The 21,965-nt window shown below is 50.6% G+C and carries 19 protein-coding genes; 8 read left to right on the top strand and 11 right to left on the bottom strand.

The features are described 5' to 3' along the window. Window positions 1-89: 89 nt before the first annotated feature. Entirely contained in the window at window positions 90-548 is a 459-nt protein-coding gene (locus SBG_RS20770; RefSeq protein ID WP_000058281.1) for a YbaK/EbsC family protein, read from the top strand. A gap of 50 nt (window positions 549-598) precedes the next feature. Here SBG_RS20770 and bglJ read toward each other — a convergent pair whose 3' ends face one another. Together bglJ and SBG_RS20760 are read right to left on the bottom strand one after the other, a co-directional pair. After that, the gene (bglJ, locus tag SBG_RS20765) at window positions 599-1,273 is read right to left on the bottom strand and encodes a DNA-binding transcriptional activator BglJ (RefSeq protein WP_024135188.1); all 675 of its coding nucleotides are present in this window, start codon (window positions 1,271-1,273) and stop codon (window positions 599-601) included. Further along, entirely contained in the window at window positions 1,234-1,959 is a 726-nt protein-coding gene (locus tag SBG_RS20760; RefSeq protein WP_015703125.1) for a response regulator transcription factor, read from the bottom strand. Before SBG_RS20760 ends, bglJ begins: the two co-directional genes overlap by 40 nt. Before the next feature lie 703 nt (window positions 1,960-2,662). On the opposite strand from SBG_RS20760, the gene SBG_RS20750 reads away from it, so the two are divergent. Both SBG_RS20750 and SBG_RS20745 read left to right on the top strand, forming a co-directional pair. Beyond that, window positions 2,663-3,439, top strand: coding sequence for a threonine/serine exporter family protein (locus SBG_RS20750; protein ID WP_001154815.1), 777 nt, complete (start codon window positions 2,663-2,665; stop codon window positions 3,437-3,439). After that, window positions 3,430-3,903: a threonine/serine exporter gene (locus SBG_RS20745; protein WP_000511325.1), complete on the top strand. Its 474-nt coding sequence runs from the start codon at window positions 3,430-3,432 to the stop codon at window positions 3,901-3,903. Before SBG_RS20750 ends, SBG_RS20745 begins: the two co-directional genes overlap by 10 nt. Before the next feature lie 149 nt (window positions 3,904-4,052). Here SBG_RS20745 and SBG_RS20740 read toward each other — a convergent pair whose 3' ends face one another. Continuing rightward, window positions 4,053-4,829, bottom strand: coding sequence for a putative adhesin (locus SBG_RS20740; RefSeq protein ID WP_000775243.1), 777 nt, complete (start codon window positions 4,827-4,829; stop codon window positions 4,053-4,055). 587 nt (window positions 4,830-5,416) lie between these two features. On the opposite strand from SBG_RS20740, the gene dnaT reads away from it, so the two are divergent. From dnaT to opgB, 4 genes are all read left to right on the top strand, one after another. Beyond that, window positions 5,417-5,956, top strand: a complete 540-nt coding sequence (gene dnaT / locus SBG_RS20735) for a primosomal protein DnaT (protein WP_000098576.1) — start codon at window positions 5,417-5,419, stop codon at window positions 5,954-5,956. A gap of 2 nt (window positions 5,957-5,958) precedes the next feature. Continuing rightward, entirely contained in the window at window positions 5,959-6,696 is a 738-nt protein-coding gene (dnaC, locus tag SBG_RS20730) for a DNA replication protein DnaC (protein WP_000799926.1), read from the top strand. Between the two features lie 64 nt (window positions 6,697-6,760). Then, window positions 6,761-7,237, top strand: coding sequence for a DUF2501 domain-containing protein (locus SBG_RS20725; protein ID WP_000858931.1), 477 nt, complete (start codon window positions 6,761-6,763; stop codon window positions 7,235-7,237). Window positions 7,238-7,520: 283 nt separating this feature from the next. Then, complete coding sequence (gene opgB, locus SBG_RS20720) at window positions 7,521-9,812, top strand: phosphatidylglycerol--membrane-oligosaccharide glycerophosphotransferase (RefSeq protein WP_001292704.1); 2,292 nt, start codon at window positions 7,521-7,523, stop codon at window positions 9,810-9,812. A 101-nt stretch (window positions 9,813-9,913) separates the two neighbouring features. On the opposite strand, the gene SBG_RS20715 is transcribed toward opgB, so the two are convergent. From SBG_RS20715 to tsr, 8 genes are all read right to left on the bottom strand, one after another. Further along, on the bottom strand, window positions 9,914-10,924 hold the full coding sequence (locus SBG_RS20715) for an SIS domain-containing protein (RefSeq protein WP_000900321.1): 1,011 nt from the start codon (window positions 10,922-10,924) through the stop codon (window positions 9,914-9,916). A gap of 17 nt (window positions 10,925-10,941) precedes the next feature. Beyond that, window positions 10,942-12,003, bottom strand: a complete 1,062-nt coding sequence (locus tag SBG_RS20710; protein ID WP_000075432.1) for an SIS domain-containing protein — start codon at window positions 12,001-12,003, stop codon at window positions 10,942-10,944. A 12-nt stretch (window positions 12,004-12,015) separates the two neighbouring features. After that, entirely contained in the window at window positions 12,016-12,864 is an 849-nt protein-coding gene (locus SBG_RS20705) for a PTS system mannose/fructose/sorbose family transporter subunit IID (protein WP_000178068.1), read from the bottom strand. Beyond that, entirely contained in the window at window positions 12,842-13,621 is a 780-nt protein-coding gene (locus tag SBG_RS20700) for a PTS mannose/fructose/sorbose/N-acetylgalactosamine transporter subunit IIC (RefSeq protein ID WP_000228868.1), read from the bottom strand. Before SBG_RS20700 ends, SBG_RS20705 begins: the two co-directional genes overlap by 23 nt. 25 nt (window positions 13,622-13,646) lie before the next feature. After that, window positions 13,647-14,108, bottom strand: coding sequence for a PTS sugar transporter subunit IIB (locus tag SBG_RS20695; RefSeq protein ID WP_000634731.1), 462 nt, complete (start codon window positions 14,106-14,108; stop codon window positions 13,647-13,649). A gap of 14 nt (window positions 14,109-14,122) precedes the next feature. Further along, window positions 14,123-14,545: a PTS sugar transporter subunit IIA gene (locus SBG_RS20690; protein ID WP_000820686.1), complete on the bottom strand. Its 423-nt coding sequence runs from the start codon at window positions 14,543-14,545 to the stop codon at window positions 14,123-14,125. A gap of 101 nt (window positions 14,546-14,646) precedes the next feature. Next, entirely contained in the window at window positions 14,647-17,412 is a 2,766-nt protein-coding gene (locus tag SBG_RS20685; protein WP_001224312.1) for a sigma 54-interacting transcriptional regulator, read from the bottom strand. A 337-nt stretch (window positions 17,413-17,749) separates the two neighbouring features. Further along, entirely contained in the window at window positions 17,750-19,411 is a 1,662-nt protein-coding gene (tsr, locus tag SBG_RS20680) for a methyl-accepting chemotaxis protein (RefSeq protein WP_000919504.1), read from the bottom strand. A 366-nt stretch (window positions 19,412-19,777) separates the two neighbouring features. On the opposite strand from tsr, the gene btsT reads away from it, so the two are divergent. Beyond that, window positions 19,778-21,928, top strand: a complete 2,151-nt coding sequence (btsT, locus tag SBG_RS20675) for a pyruvate/proton symporter BtsT (protein ID WP_000379925.1) — start codon at window positions 19,778-19,780, stop codon at window positions 21,926-21,928. Window positions 21,929-21,965 lie beyond the last annotated feature (37 nt).

The raw sequence follows: 21,965 nt of genomic DNA, 5'->3' as shown, positions 1-21,965 counted from the left end.
TATATTTACAGCAACGCTCTCCTTATGACAAATTACGTTTTGTTATTTTTGGATCTACCGTAATTATCAACAGGGTCTCAGGAGAGAAAATGAGTCTGCAATCTGTACGGCAATTTCTGGCCGGGCATGCTCCCGATATTGAAATTATTGAATTAAATCAAAGTACCGCAACCGTCGAACTGGCAGCAAAAGCGCATAATGTTGAGCCAGGACAGATAGCTAAGACGCTCTCGCTTAAAGTAAAAGATACCATCATCCTGGTGGTCGCTAAAGGCGATGCCCGACTGGATAATAAGAAGCTCAAAGCCACCTTCGGCGCGAAAGCCCGTATGCTGAGCAGCGATGAAGTGGTTAATGCAACCGGACATCCTGTCGGCGGCGTATGCCCTTTCGGGCTGGAACACCCACTGCCCGTTTACTGCGATGTCTCTCTGAAAGAATATAGCGAGGTATTGCCTGCCGCTGGCGCCACGCATAGCGCGGTGCGTATCACTCCGGAAAGAATGGCTGAACTGACATCTGCGACCTGGGTAGACGTGTGCCAATAATGTGCCTTTATGCCCGGAGCCCCGGACAAGCATGACACATCGGGTATACGCTATGCGCTATGCTGGAGCGTGGTAGAATCTCCGGCGCGAAGATATAACAGAATATCCGCCGCATCGAGTAACCCCGCATCAGAACTTACGCCAAGTTTGGACATCACATTAAACTTGTGCGCCCGGATAGTCTTAATATTACGTTCTAACTGGACAGCGATTTGCGGCATCGAATAGCCGTTCGACATAAAACGCAGGATCTCCCGCTCAGTTGGACTCAGCATACAGTTCTGGTGAAGTTCCCAAAGATTATCTGTGCGTTCTGGCATCCGCCGGGTGCCATTAAGCGCCGTGAATAAGGCATCCTGCAAGACATCCAACGGCGATGACTTACTGATCACCCCATCCAGTGGCAGAGGCGATAGCGCACTGATTAAACGAGCTTCAACATCATCATCGGCAATCACCAGACGCCGTATATGAGGATAATTTATCGCCATCTCCATCAGACAGGTTAATCCAGTCCGGCGTTCAGTCCGTAAGGCTGAAAGAGAAAAAATAACGGCAGAAAAAGACGTCTTTAGCGCAGCTTTATGAAACACGGATGGTTTTGAAAAAATATGCAGCGTATGCTGGCAATCTGGTGTTGCATCAAATAATTCTTTAATACCAATATTGCTCATCGCACATTTTTCTACGAGCGCAACATTTCTCTTACTGATTCTGTTTTCCATTCCATGGTTTCTCCATATACCGAAGGTAAGTTCAATTCTCTGGCTCCCTGAGAACTGTTTATCCATGCATACATCTCTGCATTACTGTGTATTGATAAGCGTCGCATGGCGCTATTTTTTTGGGCGCTGATTGTTTTATTACTTTTTTTAAGCAAGGCCGCAATTTGGTTAATGCCCCAGCCTTTTCCTAAAAGGCGTAATACTTTTCGCTCAGACAACGTAAGAACAATAGGCCTACTAACAGGCTCCTGAATTTCAGACGGCACCTGAGGCGATAATAACGTTTTGCTTATTCTTTCAGAATGCGTATTTCCCGCCCGGATAACACTAATAAGGCTCTCGATCGGCTCTTCATCTGAAAGCAATGTGCTACCGGGGCCCATCAAAAGCTCAACCGCATGTGGATAACAGGGTTTAGGAACCAGGAATACCCAATGTATTTCACGGTATTGCGACAATAAGCTATAAAAATAGTCGCAAATAGCACGGGGAGAAGTATTGTTAACCGTTAAATCAGCAATAATTAAATTGCTCCGGCGTAGCTGTAACAGCGTCAGTTCTTCTATCGTGCGGCAGTACGCCAGTTTATAATCCTGGAAATGACCCGTTATAGCCCCTTTAAGACCTTCTTGAATAAGAGGCGTTTTACTGATAATAAGTCCATTTTTGCAGCATCCTGGCAGCATAATTCCTCCGAACCCACGCGTCCTCTCATTCATTGCCCTATTAATAGAAATGCCATTAACAATGAGCACGAAATATTGGTCGGGTGAATTTTATCCTTGTTTTACTTTTAGAAAAAAACTATTGATTGCACGGCTATTCACATAGTGCAAAAACATAAAATCCCTATCGCATAGTTACTCATAAAAACAGGCACAATACAATTAAATTAACTAAATTTGTATATTAGTAATTCTAACGCAAAGTTGAACATATTAATAAATTTAAAATATGGATTCACTCTTTATTGATATTACAGAATCTCTGAATAACATCTTCAACAATACTGCCAGTACCACAGGGAACCCGCGCTATATCTGGAAATTAAACTATATCATAACTATTTTTATGCCCACTACTCATACCATCTTTGCTAAACGATTAATGTATGGCGCTGATAAAATTCACCGGATAATTAATTCGAAAAAGAACGAGCAGGCTGGCATTATGTTTCTATTCTGGAAACGGACCTGTGAGGACAGCTGGCGCTGTGGGTGTTCAGTCTGTGAGGCGAACTCACCGCAATGACCTGTAACCCCTGGCGGTTGACGATTTTATCATCATAAACTTGATCTTAACCAACGCCATCACGTCGGTACTTCGTGTTAAAAAGAAACCTCCGTCATATTGATGGTGCATAAGATGTCTTTTCAGACAGGACGAGTCATGCAAGAAGAACAGTCAATTCAACGAGCAGTAACACGGTTATGTATTCAATGCGGACTTTTTTTATTGCAACACGGCGCGGAAAGCGCACTGGTTGATGAGCTTTCCACCCGCCTCGGTTTAGCGCTCGGCATGGATAGCGTTGAAAGCGCGATCTCTTCTAACGCCATTGTGCTGACCACCATCAAAAATGGTCAATGCCTGACATCGACACGTAAAAACCAGGATCGCGGCATTAATATGCATGTCGTCACGGAGGTTCAGCATATCGTCATCCTCGCGGAACATCGCCTGCTGGATTACAAAGGTGTGGAAAAACGCTTTAGTCAGCTCCGGCCACTTCGTTATCCCCGCTGGCTGGTGGCATTTATGGTTGGCCTCTCCTGCGCCTGTTTTTGTAAGCTGAATAATGGCGGCTGGGATGGCGCGCTCATCACCTTTTTCGCCAGCATGGTGGCCATGTATATTCGTCAGATACTGGCGCTCCGGCATTTACATCCACAGATCACTTTTTGCATTACCGCCTTCGTCGCCACGACAATTTCCGGGTTAATGCTCACTCTTCCTGCCTTTAGCAAGACACCGACAGTCGCCATGGCGGCAAGTGTACTTCTGCTGGTACCGGGCTTTCCCCTGATTAATTCTGTCGCAGATATGTTTAAAGGACATATTAATACCGGGCTTGCACGTTGGGCTATCGCCAGCTTACTGACTCTGGCTACCTGTGTAGGTGTTGTGATGTCCATGACCGTATGGGGGCTACGCGGATGGGTATAATCGACTTTTTACTGGCGCTGATACAGGACATGATTCTGTCGGCAATCCCTGCCGTCGGTTTTGCTATGGTATTTAACGTTCCTCACCGGGCGCTTCCCTGGTGCGCGCTACTGGGGGCTCTGGGCCATGGCTCACGTACGCTCATGATGAGCGCAGGTTTTAATATCGAATGGTCGACGTTTATGGCCTCGCTGTTAGTCGGGAGTATCGGTATTCAATGGTCACGTTGGTATCTCGCTCACCCTAAAGTTTTTACCGTCGCCGCCGTGATCCCGATGTTCCCAGGTATTTCCGCCTATACGGCGATGATTTCTGCGGTCAAAATCAGTCACCTGGGCTACAGCGAACCGATGATGATTACCCTGCTGACAAATTTCCTGAAAGCTTCTTCCATCGTTGGCGCGCTCTCCATTGGTCTCTCTGTACCGGGATTATGGCTATACCGCAAACGCCCCCGCGTCTAATCAGTGAAACGCCTGTCGCAGCGTAAATGTGTCTGTCAGGTTTGTAGTTATACAGCAAACGCTACGCTGATTTAGCGAAAACCGCCGTAAATCCCCGCCTGCACTGGGCGAGAGTTTACGGCAGAATCAGTTCAATAAACGGTGAGCGATTATTTTTTAGAAGCATGGTTGTCTAAACCTGGGATTGCATGGCCGCTTCGGTCAACCCGACAAGCACCAAAGTGGATAACGTCGTATGTTACTCCCATTCTCTTTATCACGTCGAAAATATCAGATAAATGCTTTTTATGTTTTTTGTCAGTGACGACTGCAATATCTATCTCTTTGTTATCAGATTCACTCTGATGCTTTTCTAGCAGAAAATCTGTTTGATCATGATAATACAGTGCGTAATTTTTAACTACATCGCCACCACTGATATATTCATTTCTGTATATAGCCAATTTCATCATTTCATTTTTAACGTCAGCGGCGGGTATATTACGACTTTGGGCCAATAACGCTATGTCGCTATCACTTAAATCTATGCATGGTTCTAACCCATTAAGAGCCTCATGGGGGCGTTTATTGACTTCTGAAAGAACACTTAAGCCTTTTACAACATCCTGATCTTTGCTATAAAAATCTATACGTGTCCCATGAGGAACTGATGTCCACCCATCTCCGGTTTGACGGCTAAATAGCGTTGTGTTTCTTTCAAGTTCTTTCCAGCCACCATGTGCTATAATAACCAGTTGTTTCGCATGACCTGTCTGGCTAATGCTTACACCATTATGACTGAATACGCCTGGTTTCCTGTCCATTTCTTCTGATGAATTAAATATGTTTTTTATATTTGGAAATACGCCATCGGCTATTTTTTTATTATCTTCATGTGTAGTAGTTATTGGTAATTTACGATCAACTGATGATATGGGGAGTTTCATTTATTTTCCAATTTATATCCAGTAAAAATCAATATTGAGCCAGAATGGATATGATATGCTAATTATTAAAAATTATACTTTCAAAAAACAACTCACGTTATTGTTTTGTTTGCTTAAACAAAGCAAACACCCGGCAAGGTCAGATGCTGGCACATAGCAGACCGTCAAGCAGGTCACTTTGGTGCCCTGCTTACATTCGATATTATTTCTCCCCTGCTTTCTCCCTCGACGGTCACTGTCGATTCAGGCTTTATCTGCCTGAGTATCACGCAAAAAATTAGCTTTTTCCGGGGAACTACATTGATGTCTGACAGTATCCAGATAGCACCATTGGGCTCAAGGCAAACTGCACTTCCCTGCACTTCCCTGCCCTTCATTGCTTACAGCTGGCCGGGAGAACTGGACCAGGGAGCCATTGTCAATAATAAGCGCCAGGGACGATGATAAAGCTGCTTCGGGACAAATGTGATAACACCCGCTCACTGGTTCTGCCCATCCCTTGAAGGTCACCTGCTGTTCTTACTGGTCTGTGTGGTACTATAAAAACAGTCGCTCTTCTCGGTTGTTGTTCCATATTGAGAAATATTATGTCTTCCAGAATTTTAACGTCGGACGTCATCGGTATTGACGCTCTTTTACACGATCATCATGCCGTGCTGGCGAAATCAACGGGTGGTGCGGTGGCGGTTTTCGCTAACAATACGCCTGCGTTTTATGCCGTGACCCCCGCACGCATGGCTGAACTGTTGGCGCTTGAAGAAAAGTTATCACGCCCGGGAAGCGATGTGGCGCTAGACGCACAATTTTACGAGGAACCTGAAGCCGTCCCTGTTGCGATTCCCTGCGGGAAATTCGCCATGTATCCCGCCTGGCAACCCGATGCGGACTTTCAGCGCCAGGCTGCTCTTTGGGGCGTCGCGCTTCGGGAGCCAGTCACTGCGGAAGAGCTGGCGGCGTTTATCGCCTACTGGCAGGCGGAAGGAAAGGTTTTTCACCATATCCAGTGGCAGCAAAAGCTTGCACGCAGCGTACAAATTAGCCGTTCCAGTAATGGCGGGATGCCGCAACGCGACATCAATAGCGTCAGCGAACCTGACAATCACATTCCACCAGGTTTCAGGGGGTAATAATGAAAAATGTTGGTGACCTGATGCAGCGTCTGCAAAAAATGATGCCTGCACATATTACGCCGGCATTCAAAACAGGCGAAGAGTTGTTGGCGTGGCAAAAAGAGCAAGGTGAGATCCGGGCGGCGGCTCTGGCGCGGGAAAACCGGGCGATGAAAATGCAGCGCACCTTTAACCGTTCCGGCATTCGGCCATTACATCAGAACTGTTCATTTGATAACTATCGGGTTGAGTGTGACGGGCAAATGAACGCGTTGAGCAAGGCCCGGCAATATGTCGATGAATTTGACGGGAATATCGCCAGTTTTGTCTTTTCCGGAAAACCGGGAACCGGTAAAAATCATCTCGCCGCAGCGATCTGTAATGAGCTGCTGCTGCGCGGAAAATCGGTGCTGATTATCACCGTGGCGGATATTATGTCTGCGATGAAAAACACATTCAGCAACCGGGAAACCAGCGAAGAGCAGTTGCTTAACGATCTTAGTAACGTTGATCTGTTGGTGATCGACGAGATCGGCGTGCAGACCGAATCCCGCTATGAAAAAGTGATCATCAATCAGATCGTCGATCGTCGTTCTTCGTCAAAACGCCCCACAGGCATGTTGACGAACAGCAATATGGAAGAGATGACGAAAATGCTCGGCGAACGTGTGATGGATCGTATGCGTCTCGGTAACAGCTTATGGGTTAATTTTACCTGGGAAAGTTATCGCAGTCGGGTTACGGGTAAAGAATATTAAATTCCAGCGCATTCCAGTGCTATAGCTATACTGCGATTGACTGGCACAACACAGGTGGATGACCATGAAAACAACAAAATATTTTCTGTGCGGCGCGGCAATCGCCAGTGCACTGATTTCCACCAGCGGCATCGCCGCCTCCTGGCAGGATTCGCTTTCCAGCGCCGCGAGCCAGTTAAGCGCTCAGCAGGGTGGAACGTCGCTTTCTTCGTTAACCAGCCTGCTTAACGGCGGCACCCAGTCGCTCAGCGCCGATAATATGAATAATGCTGCGGGTATTTTGCAGTACTGCGCCAAACAAAAACTGGCGTCCGCCACCAATGCGGAGAATGTTAAGGATCAGATTCTGAATAAGCTGGGGTTAGATACCGCGCAACAGAAGCAGGACACTAACTACCTGGACGGCCTGCAAGGGCTGCTCAAAACGAAAGACGGCCAGCAGTTGAACCTTAATAATATCGGCAGTACGCCGCTGGCGGAAAAGGTGAAAACCAAAGCCTGTGATCTTGTGTTGCAGCAGGGGCTAAATTTCCTCTCCTGACGGCGCTTTTCTGTCCGTGAACAACGACGAGACGCCCAGATAAAAGCCGTGTTTTGGCCCTTTGCCAGCCAGCGCGGCATTAATCCGGCTTTTCCCACCGCTTTTTCCTGTTATTAGCCGCTGTGTCGGGAAGTGATGCCGATCAAAAAATCAACATTCTAAACTAATTCTGAATCACAGCCCCGTGTAATGTCATTAGAATTGCAGCAATGTGACATCGCTATTACATTGTTAAAAAAATTTTTCCTGCCAGTCATAAACCTGGTTTATTGAGGATCGTCAGTTGTCCGAGTTACTCTCCGTCGCTCTGTTTCTCGCTTCTGTGCTGATATATGCCTGGAAGGCGGGCCGTAACACCTGGTGGTTTGCCGCCACGCTCACGGTGCTGGGGCTTTTTGTCATTCTGAATATCACTCTCTATGCCAGCGACTATTTTACCGGGGACGGTATCAACGACGCGGTGCTTTATACGCTCACCAATAGCCTGACGGGAGCGGGAATCGGCAAATATATTCTGCCGGGAGTCGGTATTGTCCTTGCGTTAGTCGCCGTGTTCGGCGCGCTGGGATGGATACTACGTCGCCGCCGTCACCATCCTCATCATGTCGGTTATAGTCTTCTAGCGTTACTGCTGGCGTTAGGTTCGGTTGATGCCAGTCCTGCGTTTCGCCAGATAACAGAGCTGGTAAAATCACAAACGCGCGATGGCGATCCGGATTTTGCTACCTATTATAAAGAACCGGCAAAAACCATTCCTAATCCGAAGCTCAATCTGGTCTATATCTACGGCGAGAGTCTGGAGCGAACCTATTTTGATAATGAAACCTTCCCCAATCTCACGCCGGAATTGGGTGCGCTGAAAAACACGGGACTCGATTTCAGCCATACCATGCAACTGCCGGGAACAGACTATACCATTGCGGGGATGGTGGCTTCCCAGTGCGGTATTCCGTTGTTTGCGCCATTTGAAGGCAATGCTTCAGCGTCGGTGTCCAGTTTCTTCCCGCAGAATATCTGTCTGGGTGACATACTGAAAAATTCCGGCTACCAGAACTATTTCGTGCAGGGTGCTAATCTGCGGTTCGCCGGGAAAGACGTGTTCCTGAAATCGCACGGGTTTGATCATCTCTACGGTGCCGACGAGTTAAAAACGGTGGTAGCAGACCCGTCTTATCGAAATGACTGGGGCTTCTACGACGATACGGTGCTCAACGAGGCATGGAAGAAATTTGAAGAACTTTCCCGCTCCGGTCAGCGGTTCTCGCTGTTTACGCTAACCGTGGATACTCACCATCCGGATGGGTTTATCTCGCGCACCTGCAACCGTAAACGTTACGATTACGACGGCAAGCCTAACCAGTCTTTTAGCGCCGTAAGCTGTAGCCAGGAAAACATCGCTGAGTTTATCAATAAAATCAAAGCGTCGCCGTGGTTTAAAGAGACTGTCATCGTGGTCTCTTCCGACCATCTGGCAATGAATAATACGGCCTGGAAATACCTGAATAAGCAGGATCGCAACAACCTCTTTTTTATTCTGCGCGGCGATAAACCGCAGCAGGAGACGCTGGCGGTCAAACGCAACACGATGGATAACGGCGCAACAGTGCTGGATATCCTCGGCGGCGATAATTTTATCGGTCTGGGACGCAGTAGCCTTTCCGGACAGTCGCTGTCGGAAGTATTCCTGAACAGCAAAGAGAAGATACTGGCGATGAAACCGGATATCATCCGGCTGTGGAATTTCCCGAAAGAGATGAAAGCGTTCACTATCGATCGGGACAAGAACATGATCGCGTTTTCCGGCAGCCACTTCCGCCTGCCGCTGCTACTGCGCGTTTCGGATAAACGCGTCGAACCATTGCCGGAAAGTGAGTACTCCGCCCCGCTTCGCTTCCAGCTTGCCGATTTCGCCCCGCGCGATAATTTTGTCTGGATCGATCGCTGCTATAAGATGGCGCAGCTATGGGCGCCCGCACTGGCGCTGTCCACCGATTGGTGCGTTTCACAGGGGCAGCTTGGTGGGCAACAGATCGTTCAGCACGTTGATAAAGCGCAGTGGAAAGGCAAAACCGCGTTTAAAGATACGATAATTGATATGCAGCGCTACAAAGGCAACGTCGATACGCTGAAAATTGTTGATAACGACATCCGTTACAAAGCTGACAGCTTCATTTTTAACGTGGCAGGCGCGCCGGAAGAGGTCAAACAATTTAGCGGCATATCGCGCCCGGAATCGTGGGGACGCTGGTCAAACGCGCAGTTAGGCGATGAAGTCAAAATCGAATATAAAGCGCCGTTGCCGAAAAAGTTTGATCTGGTGATCACCGCCAAAGCCTACGGTGATAACGCCAACAAGCCGATCCCCGTTCGCGTCGGTAACGAGGAGCAAACGCTGGTGTTAGGAAATGATGTTAGTACCACCACACTGCACTTCGAAAACCCCGGCAATGCCGACACGCTGGTGATAGTACCGCCAGAGCCGATAGCGACCAACGAGGGTAACATCCTCGGACACTCACCGCGTAAACTCGGTATCGGCATGGTGGAAATCAAAGTCGTGAACGCGGAAAGTTAAACCGCGTAAGCCAGTGCCAACGCCTGATGGCGACACTGACGCATCTTATCATGCCTACAAACGTAGGCCGGATAAGGCGTAGCCGCCATCCGGCACAGTGGTTAATACTCAAACTGCCGGTAGTAACGGCGAATATCCAGACTATGGCCGGTATATTTCTCGAAGTGCGCCGCCAGCCGATCAACGAGCAACGTCGACACCACACACGGCGCCATAATCCAGCGGAATTCTTCATCAACGCCGTCCAGCGCGTACGCTTGTGGGTCTATCACCACCAGATTTTCGGTAATTTTACTGGCAAAACGCTCAACGCGTTCATCCAGCGCGCGGCATCTCCCTTCACCTTTAACCAGAATGAGCGGGACGTCTTTTTCCAGCAGCTCCAGAGCGCCGTGGAAAAACTCCGCAGAACTGACGGGACGCGTACGCTTCCACTGCATTTCTTCCAGAATGCACATGGAGAACAGATAGACTTCACCCCACATCTCCGCGCCGCCAACCCACATCATATAGTCGCTATTGAAATAACGGCTGGCGATAGCGTCCGCGTGCGGGTCGAATTTTTGTTTGGCGTTAAGCAGACTCGCTGGCAGCGTTTCCAGCTGGCTGGCAAAATGATCATACCGGGCAAATTCGTTATTGCGCGACAGCACGCGGAAAAACAGCCAGTACAGCAGCATATATTCATATTCCACGCCATTTTTGTGGCGCATCGGAATATGCCAGGTCGCCGCCTGCGCCAGCGGAGAATCCGCATTTTTGGTCATTGCGACCACGCGTATTCCCTGCGCTTTACACCACTCGGCGATCGCCACCGATTCTTTGGTATCGCCGGATTTAGACAGCGTAACAACCACGGAGTCTTTATTCAGCCGCTTATTTCCTTTATGAATGAGCTCTGCCGCCTGCTCAACATAAACCGGCAACGTCGTTAATTCTTTGGCAAATTCATTAATTGCCATCATTGGCGCCAGTGAACCGCCAACAGAGGCGAAAAATAAAGAACTGAACCCGTCCTGATAAATCTCGTCAGCAACCTGTTCTGCCGTCTGGCGCGCAGCAATGATCTCACGAGCACTCGTCAGGTACTCGTCCTGATTAAAACCCAACATATTTTTCTCCTGATTGTTCAGATTTTACTTTTTAAAACGCGATCGAAATCGTCAAAAATACGCACGGAAAGATCGATACCTTTCAGTGAGGCGATGCGAAACGCCATAAGCTGTACCGGCACAATCAACAGCAATGGCGACAAATGGTGATCAACTGCCACGTCCAGCGCGAGCGTCTGGTCATCCTGCGCCGCCTTCGCCAGCGTGAGGGTAAAGGTTCTGGCGACCGCTGGCGTCATGTACTCCCGAAGCGCCCTGGAACGCGCATCGGGCTGGTCCTCGAAGAAGAACATCACATGTTCTGCACTGGCCTCCAGATACGGGCCGTGCATATAGGCTTCCAGCTCAAATCCGCTTGAGGGAACGCGTACCGTCTCGGTAAATTTGGTTTCAAACTCTTTTGCCACGCCGACCAGCGCGCCGTAGCCTGTCGCCACAAAACGCGTCCCGTTTTGTAAAACGGACTGGTGCTGGCGAATAAACGCTTCCGTACGCTCGATAACCTGCGGGAGTGCCGCCGCAATGCGCTGAAGCTGCGTCAAATACGCCCCGGCCTGCGATTCCGTCAGTCGCTGCTGCGGGCGGGCAATGAGCAACGCGATAAGCAACAGATTGAGTACTGTCGCACTAAATCCACGGGTAACAAACCCGACGGACTCAATCCCGGTCAGGATATCCAGCGGATAATCGCTGGCCTTGCCAAGCGGGCTCTGCGGATCGGACGTCAGAGCAAATACCGGACGTCCCTGCGCCTGAACTTTACGCATCGCCTCCAGGGTGGAAGCACTTTTCCCGCTCTGGGAAATAGCGATCACCATATCGGCTTGCGGGTCGATATTTTCATACTGGCTAAAAGTGTATGGCTCTTTAATATTGATAATGATGCCGCAGTGTTCAAAAAAATAGCGCGCGCAAAAGGCGGCATTTAACGACGAGCCGGTGGCTAATATCAGGATTCGCCGCAACGGTTTTTGACTGGCGAATCGGGATACCGCTTCCAGTGACTGGTGATGGCGGCGAATAATCGTCGCCAGGACGTCAGACTCTTCGTTGATATAAGTCAGCATGGTTGGTGACATTCTTTATCCCTCTTAAAATAACCCTACCCAGGAGCCGAAAATACCCACCAGCGCAATACCGCCAATAATGGTTAACGGTTTCACTTTTTTCCCTAACAGCCAGTACACAATGGCGAAACTCATTAACGGCAGCAGACAAGGCATGATGTCGTTAATAATGTCCTGAACGTGCGTTTTCGCCTCTCCCGTACCAAACGTAATGGGAATGGTGATATCAATCATCGAGGCAGTCATCGCACCAACCACCATCAGACCGATAATCGATGCGCCATAGGTCAAGCTCTCCATCATTCCACTCTGTTGAATGCGTTGTAGCACGCCGGTTCCCAGCACATAGCCCCAGCGAGTAAAGAACCAGCGGGCCAGAATATGCGGAACGTTAAACACCAGCAGAAATAAAATCGGCCCCAGGATATTGCCTTTCAGCGCCAGGCTGGTACCGATGCCGGTGGCGATCAGACGCAACGTCCCCCAGAAAAAAGAGTCGCCAATACCCGCCAGCGGCCCCATTAACGACGCTTTGACGTTATCGATAGAACTGGCGTCCATCTCTTTCTGCTGGCTGTTTTTTTCCTCCATCGCCACGGTAATACCGAGGATCAACGTCACAATGTGCGGCGTGGTATTAAAGAAAGCCAGATGGCGTTTTAACGCTTCGGCAAGATCTTCTTTTCGGCTATACAGTTTCTTTAGTACCGGGATAAGCGTATAGACGAATGCCAGATTCATTTGCCGCTCATAGTTCCAGGAAAACTCCATCTGAAATGACCGCCAGAAGACACGCCGTAAATCACGCGCCGTAACCTGGCCTGTGGTTTCCGCCTGCTGGCGGTCTTTATCAGAAATCATCTTCATCGTCATGAGACGCTCCTTGTGCGGGTGCCGGTTGCGAAGCCGCAAATTTCGGCATATTGACCATCACGACGGCGACGATCGCACCGAGAATCGCAATACCCGTCACCGGAATTTTTAAATACGCCATTAACACAAAGCCGAGGAAAAAATAGGGGGCGACCTTTTTATTAATTAATAAGCGTGCCAGCATGGCAAAACCCAGCGCGGGAATAATACCGGTGGCAACGCTTAATCCATGTTTAATAAATTCCGGAATGGCATCCAGAAAACCTTTAACCATATTCACGCCCGCTAAATAAGAGACCGTGACGATAATCCCCAGCGTCAGCGACAGCCCAATGCCGGAGATTAAATGCATACGCTCAATGCCCCGGGTATCCCCCACCTCAGCGTAAGCATCGGCTTTATGACAGAGCAACGGAATAAACATTCCGTTATAGATATTTTTCACAATTAACGCCAGTGTCGCGATAGGCAAACCTAATAACAGCGCCGTTTCTGTCCCGGCACCGGAATTAATCGCAAACGCCACGCCTAAAATACCGCCGGTAACCACATCCGGCGGCAGTGATGCCCCCACCGAAAAGGAACCAATAAACGCCAGCTCCAGCGTCGCGCCCATCACAATTCCCGTTTCCATGTCACCCAACACCAACCCGGTTAAGAGTCCGGTCACGATAGGTCTGGAAATCAGCGACGTCCCTAATGCATATTCAGACTGGGCGATAAACGCCACCAGTCCAAGTAAAAGCGCCTCTACCATAATATGTCCTCAGGAGGGTATCCGCTCAGGCAAAAAGTTGTTTACGATCGTTAGGCACCAGCCGAATTTCTATCTCTACTCCGCCAGCCGCCAGCTCCCGAAGTTGAGTCATTTCATCTGCTAACAGATTGATGGCTTTAGCGATATTCTGGCTACCTTCCCGAACCTTTGTACCGCCTAAATTAATACTTTTAATCTCGGGTAATTCGCGCGCCAGGCGATACGCATCCGCCACGGATTCAACGACAATAAAAAGCTTGTACTTATCGGTCACACCGCTTTTTATTGCTTCAATCGAGTCGTCAATATTTTTAATAACCAGCTTTACCGCGGGCGGCTTCGCCATTTTAATGGTGGTTTTACGCAGGTCATCATTAGGTACGCTGTCGTTGGCAATTAAAATACAGTCTGCGCCAACGTACTGCGTCCAGGAAAAGGCGACCTGGCCATGTAATAAACGGTGATCCACCCGTAAAAAAACAATCATAACGCTCCCTCCCCTTAAAAATCTTTATCGCTGTGCATAGCGCTGGTGATAGTTCGATTGCAGTACTGAATATTTTCTTTTGAATCCTCCAGCGCCGTAATAATGGTATGCGTTGTAGCGCCATCATTTTCCGCCATAAAGAGTTCGATAATTAGCGGCAGGTTAATACCCGCCAACAGATGAAAATTGGCGCGGGATAAATAACGGATGAATTCATTATTTACACTGCCGGCAAAGATATCGGTCAGCGCAATAATTTCATCTTCCGGCGGGATCTGCGCGAGTAACGTATCCACCTGCTGGCTTAAATCCACGCCCTCTTCAACATAAGCGCACAGCGTCCATACATGTGGCCGTTTGCCTAAAATCAGTTCCACAGAGTTTAAAATCCCGCTGGCCAGCGTGCCGTGGCTGGCAAATATATAATGTCTCTTCATCCTGACCTCTAAACCACATTCCACTGTGATAAAAGAAAGCAAGCGGCGTGCCAGAAAAAGTGGCGCGCCGAAAAATGAAAGGGATTACCAGGGGGAAGCGGCTAAAACTGTTGATCTTGTTCGATAAATTCTGTTTCGAAGGTCAGGATATTATGGATATAGCCGAGCTCGGCTGTGGGGATTTTGACACTGTAGTTACTCTCAATGACACTAAACGCCTGCCGTAGCCGATTCAGTTCCTGTTCCGGACACTGTTGCCCACTATAAGTCGTAATGCACGCATGACGGATCAGACGCTCAATCAGGCAACTAATATGCACATAGAGCGCCACCTTTCTTTCATTCGAGACAGTAACGCCCGCCAGATGTTCGTAATACAACAGAAATTGCTCAACGTGGTTGATAACTTTGTTGGTATCGAGGATGGTGACGGATTCGATCACCCGTCGCAACGAGAAGTTTTTTAATAGCAGATTATTGATTTCCGCTACCTGTTCCGGCGTAGTCAGCGAACCAAACAGCCGCATCAGGTACTGGTTCCCCTCGCCGGAAATCAGCGAGTCGAGCGAAATCCACGGCACACTGGCGATGTGCGGGTCCAGCGTACCGACAATCGCCAGTACGTCATAGCGAATAAAAACCGGCTCCTGAATTTTATTGCTCGCCAGCATCGCATAATCACAAGCGACAACGTCAATCTCCAGCGCCTGCGGAATACTGGCGCTCAGCAATGAACAAAGGTTGGTCGCCACGCCGATCCCGGTCGCGCAGGTGGTCAGGATCGCGCGCGGTTTGTTGCTTTTCGGCCAATAAAGCTGGTACTCAACCGGCACGTCACGGGCGATGTCGCGGGCAATCTCTTCAATAAAATGCCCCTGTAAAATGCGCTCGCCCACATACAGCGCCATGCTGGTCGAGACGTTGTTAATAATCGTCACCGGCGTGGAAAGCACACGGTCAAAATGCTGATGAATGGCCTTGAGCGATCCCATATCCACCAGAATCATCAGGCCGGAGGCGAGTGGATGCCCTTCCAGATAGCGCATCACCTGTTGCGCTATTGCCTCCGGCGTGACGTCCAGCGGCATATCGAACGATTCAAAAATCGTATTTTTCAGTAACCGGTTCGCGACGTTGGCGATACTGCTGGCGGTGGCATAGCCATGCGCCAGAATCACCGCATGCGTCACCTGTTTTTGGCTTTTAATGCCCTGTTTATGCAGCCATAGCACCAGCAGCAGAATATCGATTCGTTTCGGCTCCAGATCCAGCTTCTGGCTCAGCGTCTCAAGGATCTGTAAACAAAAACTGTACAGTAACGGATATTGTTGAGCGAGAAAGGCATCCAGTTGACGGATCTGCTCGCTATTGAGACGAGAAGGTGCCTGTACGGTGCGATGGATTAAATAATGGCTAAGCGCGTAAATGCAATTGCCGTTAAGCTGCATATTAAAGCGCTTCTCCAGGCGGTAAAATTCTTCACGCACCTGACTTGTAATCAGCAGCAAGCGCTGTGAATGCACATTATCGTCGCCGGTGAAAATCAGGCGATCGAAGAGGGTTTCGATATCATCGCCCATTCTTTTTTGTACTGTCTCCCACTCCTCCTTTCCGCTACGCACCAACTCGTACAGCGCCAGCACATGACACTGTGTATCATGGATCATGCCCTGCATCTCGTCGCGGGTGTGTAATAGCCAGGTGAGGTTCGTATCGGGTGTAATGCTCACCGGCGCCTCATCCGCCAGTGGTTCATTCAGCGACGGTAATGCTGACAGCATGGTATCCGGCAGATCGTGCAGAGACACGATAACGGTCTCCTGCCCAGGCTTTTTCGCCCAGGCCGTCGCCACCGCATACTTCACCACATTTTTCAGTTCGCCGATGTTGCCGCGATAAACATACTGATTGAGGATCTGCAACAAACGCGGCCTGAGGTTAAGCGTGGCCGAGAGTTTTTTCGCCTCCGTCCAGAAAAACAATAAGATCAGCGCCTCTTTTTCCTGACGGCTGCGATGCTGGAGATCCGGCAGGTTGACCTGAATCGGGATGCGCCGCAAAAAGGTCGTTAAAAAGGTACTGTGTATCTCTTCGGTCGTCGCAAAGACCAGACGGACAGAAACCGGATGTCCCTGCGCGGTATCGCCCACGCGATAAATTTCACCGCGATCGAGCCAGGTAAAGAGCTTCTCCTGCCCTTCAGCGCTCAGCCGGTGGACTTCATCCAGAAATAACATACCGCCGTGAGCCGACTCGAACGCGCCCGGCCGGTCACTTTGTGCACCGGTAAACGCGCCCTTCACATAACCAAAAAGATTCGCCGCCAGCAGTTCAGGGTTGCTCGCATACTGGGCGCAGTTAAAACTGACAAACGGCGCATCCGGCGGCAAGAGCGCCTGGGTAATGGCATATTCATGCATGAGTTGCGCCAGATAACTTTTCCCGGTGCCGCTTTCCCCGGTTATTAGCAAAGGCAGCCCGCCATCGGGATAAAACAACGCGGTTTTCAGTTGCTCAATCGGGCGTTTCAGGCTTTCGTTATGGCCAATCAGCAGAGAAAAGTGATCGTCCGCCACGCCCTCCTGTTCCCCGTGCGCTAACAACTCCGCGACGCTGGCGTATTCATTACGCGAAAGGGTAAAAAACTGTTGGCTAAATGCCTGCTTATGCAGGAAATAGACGGGACGCGTGTTGATTTTGCAAAGTACACCCTGCGCCACCAATTGGTTCAGGTAGTGGCTGGCGGTGTTGCGCTGCATATGAAAACGCTGCGCCAGATAGCGCGCGGTAAACACCTCGCTGATATTTTCCGGATCAAAAAAATCCGTTTGATTCATCAGGAAAGCAAGCAGGGCCTCTTTGCGCATCGTATCCTCTCACGATTATCACATCAGCAATTATGATGCCGCGAAACAAGACTCTCCTGTCGTGCAATCTCTCGCTTTATTCGTTTTTTGTGGATCACCGCACACCTTCACTCAACGTTGGATTAGCGCGCGATATCAGAAAAGAGAGGAAGAAGTGACGCACGGCCTGGCGTATGAATCACGCTGCGCCATGCGCCTGACGCTGGTTTAAAATCGGCATGCGCGGACTGCCGGGCCTGATAAGCGCTGCGCCACCAGGCCAAACAACACCGGATGACGGCATGAACGTTTTATCCGACCTACGATCGCCTGTAGGCCGGTATTCGTCAATACGCTGTTAAAACGTTTCCCAATTATCGCTGCCGTCGGCCACGGCGGCTTTGCGCGGCTGTACGGCTGCCGTAGTTTTTATCGCGGCAACCTCACGTGCGCGCTGCTGCTCCTGTTGAATACGGAACACCGCGACGGCCTGGGTCAAACGGCTGGCCTGTTCTTCCAGCGCCGCCGCCGCAGCGGCGGACTCTTCCACCAGCGAGGCGTTCTGCTGTGTTACGCGATCCATCTCCGCTACCGCCAGGCCCACCTGGTCGATACCACGGCTCTGCTCGTCAGACGCCGACGCAATCTCACCCATGATATCGGTCACGCGGGTGACGGCGTTAACGATTTCATCCATGGTTTCACCGGCGCTTTCGACCAGCGTGGAACCCACATCAACGCGGCTCACGGAGTCTTCGATCAGGCTCTTAATCTCACGCGCCGCCTGGGCGCTACGTTGGGCCAGGTTACGGACTTCCCCCGCGACTACCGCAAATCCGCGCCCCTGCTCGCCCGCACGCGCCGCTTCTACCGCCGCATTGAGCGCCAGGATATTAGTCTGGAAAGCAATACCGTCAATAACACTGATAATATCCGCGATTTTCTGAGAACTGGAGGCGATGTCACGCATGGTCTGCACCACGTTATCCACTACTTTACCACCTTTCTGCGCGGTTTCTGACGCACTCAACGCCAGATGACTGGCCTGACGCGCGTTTTCGGCGTTCTGCTTCACGGTCGCGGTCAGTTGCTCCATGCTGGCGGCGGTCTCTTCCAGAGACGCGGCCTGCTGTTCAGTACGGGAAGAGAGATCGTTGTTGCCCATCGCAATCTCGCTGGCACCGCTGTAAATTGCGTTCGCGCCATTGCGCACATCGCCCACGGTACGCACCAGTTCGCTCTGCATATGACGCAGATTGTCCGCCAGTTGCCCCATTTCGTTAGAGCCTTCCACATCAATGCGTTTCACCAGATCGCCGCTGGCAATATGGCGAATGCTTTCGATCAGACGATTCATCGGCGCGATAAGCGACAGTTTGATGCCGAACCAGACGGCGACAATAACGACCAGAACCGCTATCAGCACACTGACCAGTACCCACATGGCCTGGTTGTAAGAACTGTTATTGTCCTCAACAGCAATATCGTACAGACGATCGTTTTGCTGCATATAAGCCATGTACTGTTTCTCAAAAGCGTCCTGATAGCTTTGGGTTGGCTGATCGAAGAACTCATTGATCTTACCCGCACCCAGCAGTTGAATCAGCTCCGCTAACGCGCCGTGATAGATATCATAGGTTCGTTTGATCTCAAGGAAAGCCGCTTCACTCTGACGTGGATCGCGCGGTAACGCCTCATACTGCGCCCAGTTTTTTTCCGTCAGCTTCAGAGCATTTTTTGCCCCCTGCATCAGTTCAGCGACCGTTGCGCCGCTGCCAATATTGCTCTGATCCATCATCCAGCGAATGCCCGCGCGGTTCAGGGTATTACGCGTTTGCAATAGCTCCACCCAGGTTGCATTCAGGGCAGACTGCTGCTGGCGAATGGTTTGCAGTACAGTGAAGTTTTCTTTGTCGTTTTTCAGCGAGTTGAAGAACAACCCGCCTGATGTCAGTTGTAAAAGGCCAAATAACGCCAATACCAGCAGTAAGCTGGTGACAATTTTAATTCGCTTTAACATGTTTTCTCTTTCCGCTAGACAGATACAGAATTTTCGGCCCGGAAAAGGAAAACTTTATGGGATTTGCAGCATTAATATCACTATTAGCTCAGCTGCATGATGATTGCGTGCCGCGCCAAGAGGAATCTCTCATTTTATATCGTGATCTCAATCACATAAAATCACCCACGCCGCGAGCCGCGAAACCGCTTACCGGGGCTGCTGACCGCTTAAACCGCCATACAACCACTCACTGATTTACCGAACTTTACGCGCGCGACGATCTGGCAAGATCCCTCCAGCATAGTAGTCAATCCACCTCCTCAAACACGAACTCAATGTCCACCCAGCTTCGGCTGATAATTAAACTTACAACCAGGTTTTACTATGGATACGAAAAAGATATTCAAGCACATACCCTGGGTGATTCTTGGAATCATCGGGGCATTCTGCCTCTCGGTCGTCGCCCTACGTCGGGGTGAGCACGTCAGCGCCCTGTGGATCGTGGTCGCTTCCGTGTCGGTGTATCTGGTGGCTTACCGCTACTACAGTCTGTATATCGCGCAAAAGGTCATGAAACTCGACCCGACGCGCGCCACGCCGGCGGTCATTAATAACGACGGCCTGAACTATGTGCCGACCAACCGCTACGTGCTGTTTGGTCACCACTTCGCGGCGATTGCTGGCGCAGGCCCGCTGGTAGGGCCGGTTCTGGCTGCGCAAATGGGTTACCTGCCGGGTACCCTGTGGCTGCTGGCGGGCGTGGTGCTGGCCGGCGCGGTGCAGGACTTCATGGTACTGTTTATCTCATCTCGCCGTAACGGCGCGTCTCTCGGTGAGATGATCAAAGAAGAGATGGGCACCGTACCGGGTACCATCGCGCTATTTGGCTGCTTCTTAATCATGATCATCATCCTCGCGGTACTGGCGCTGATCGTGGTAAAAGCGCTGGCTGAAAGTCCGTGGGGTGTCTTTACCGTCTGCTCAACGGTGCCGATTGCGCTGTTCATGGGTATTTACATGCGCTTTATCCGCCCGGGCCGGGTCGGTGAAGTGTCGGTGATTGGTATCGTGCTGCTGGTAGCGTCTATTTATTTCGGCGGTGTGATTGCCCACGACCCTTACTGGGGCCCGGCGCTAACCTTTAAAGACACCACGATTACCTTCGCGCTGATTGGCTATGCGTTTGTTTCCGCGCTGCTGCCGGTATGGCTGATCCTCGCCCCGCGCGACTATCTGGCCACCTTCCTGAAAATCGGCGTTATTGTCGGCCTGGCGCTGGGGATTGTGATCCTCAACCCGGAACTGAAAATGCCGGCCATGACCCAGTATATTGACGGTACCGGTCCACTGTGGAAAGGCGCTCTGTTCCCGTTCCTGTTTATCACCATCGCCTGTGGCGCGGTATCTGGCTTCCACGCGCTCATCTCTTCCGGCACTACGCCGAAACTGCTGGCCTGTGAAACCGACGCGCGTTTCATCGGCTACGGCGCGATGCTGATGGAGTCTTTCGTGGCGATTATGGCGCTGGTGGCGGCCTCGATCATTGAACCGGGTCTGTACTTCGCAATGAACACGCCGCCGGCGGGACTTGGCATCACTATGCCGAACCTGCATGAAATGGGCGGAGAGAACGCGCCGCTGATTATGGCGCAACTGAAGGACGTTACCGCACATGCGGCGGCGACCGTCAGTTCCTGGGGCTTCGTGATTTCGCCTGAGCAGATCCTGCAAACCGCGAAAGACATCGGTGAACCGTCCGTACTGAACCGCGCAGGTGGCGCACCGACGCTGGCGGTGGGTATCGCGCACGTGTTCCACAAAGTCCTGCCGATGGCGGACATGGGCTTCTGGTATCACTTCGGTATTCTGTTTGAAGCGCTGTTCATCCTGACCGCGCTGGATGCCGGTACCCGTTCCGGTCGCTTTATGCTGCAAGATCTGCTGGGCAACTTTGTCCCGTTCCTGAAAAAAACCGACTCTCTGGTTGCCGGTATTATCGGTACGGCAGGCTGTGTCGGCCTGTGGGGTTATCTGCTCTATCAGGGCGTGGTTGACCCACTGGGCGGCGTGAAGAGCCTGTGGCCGCTGTTCGGTATCTCTAACCAGATGCTGGCCGCCGTAGCGCTGGTTCTGGGCACCGTAGTATTGATCAAAATGAAGCGCACTAAATACATCTGGGTGACGGTAGTCCCGGCGGTATGGCTGCTGATCTGCACCACCTGGGCACTGGGTCTGAAACTGTTCAGCGACAACCCGCAGATGGAAGGCTTCTTCTACATGGCAAACGTGTATAAAGAGAAGATCGCCAACGGTGGTGAACTCACGGCACAGCAAATTGCCAACATGAACCATATTGTTATCAACAACTACACCAACGCGGGTCTGAGTATTCTGTTCCTGGTGGTGGTGTACAGCATCATCTTCTACGGCTTTAAAACCTGGCTGAAGGTGCGCAACGTTGATAAACGCACCGATAAAGAGACACCGTACGTGCCGGTTCCTGAAGGCGGCGTGAAGACCTCTTCGCACCACTAACCCTTTGCCGGATGGCGCCAGGCTTATCCGGCCTACA

Source organism: Salmonella bongori NCTC 12419 (genome assembly GCF_000252995.1).
Lineage (GTDB): Bacteria > Pseudomonadota > Gammaproteobacteria > Enterobacterales > Enterobacteriaceae > Salmonella > Salmonella bongori.
Note: the sequence above shows the minus strand (reverse complement) of the source record. Positions and strands in the feature narration are given on the sequence as shown.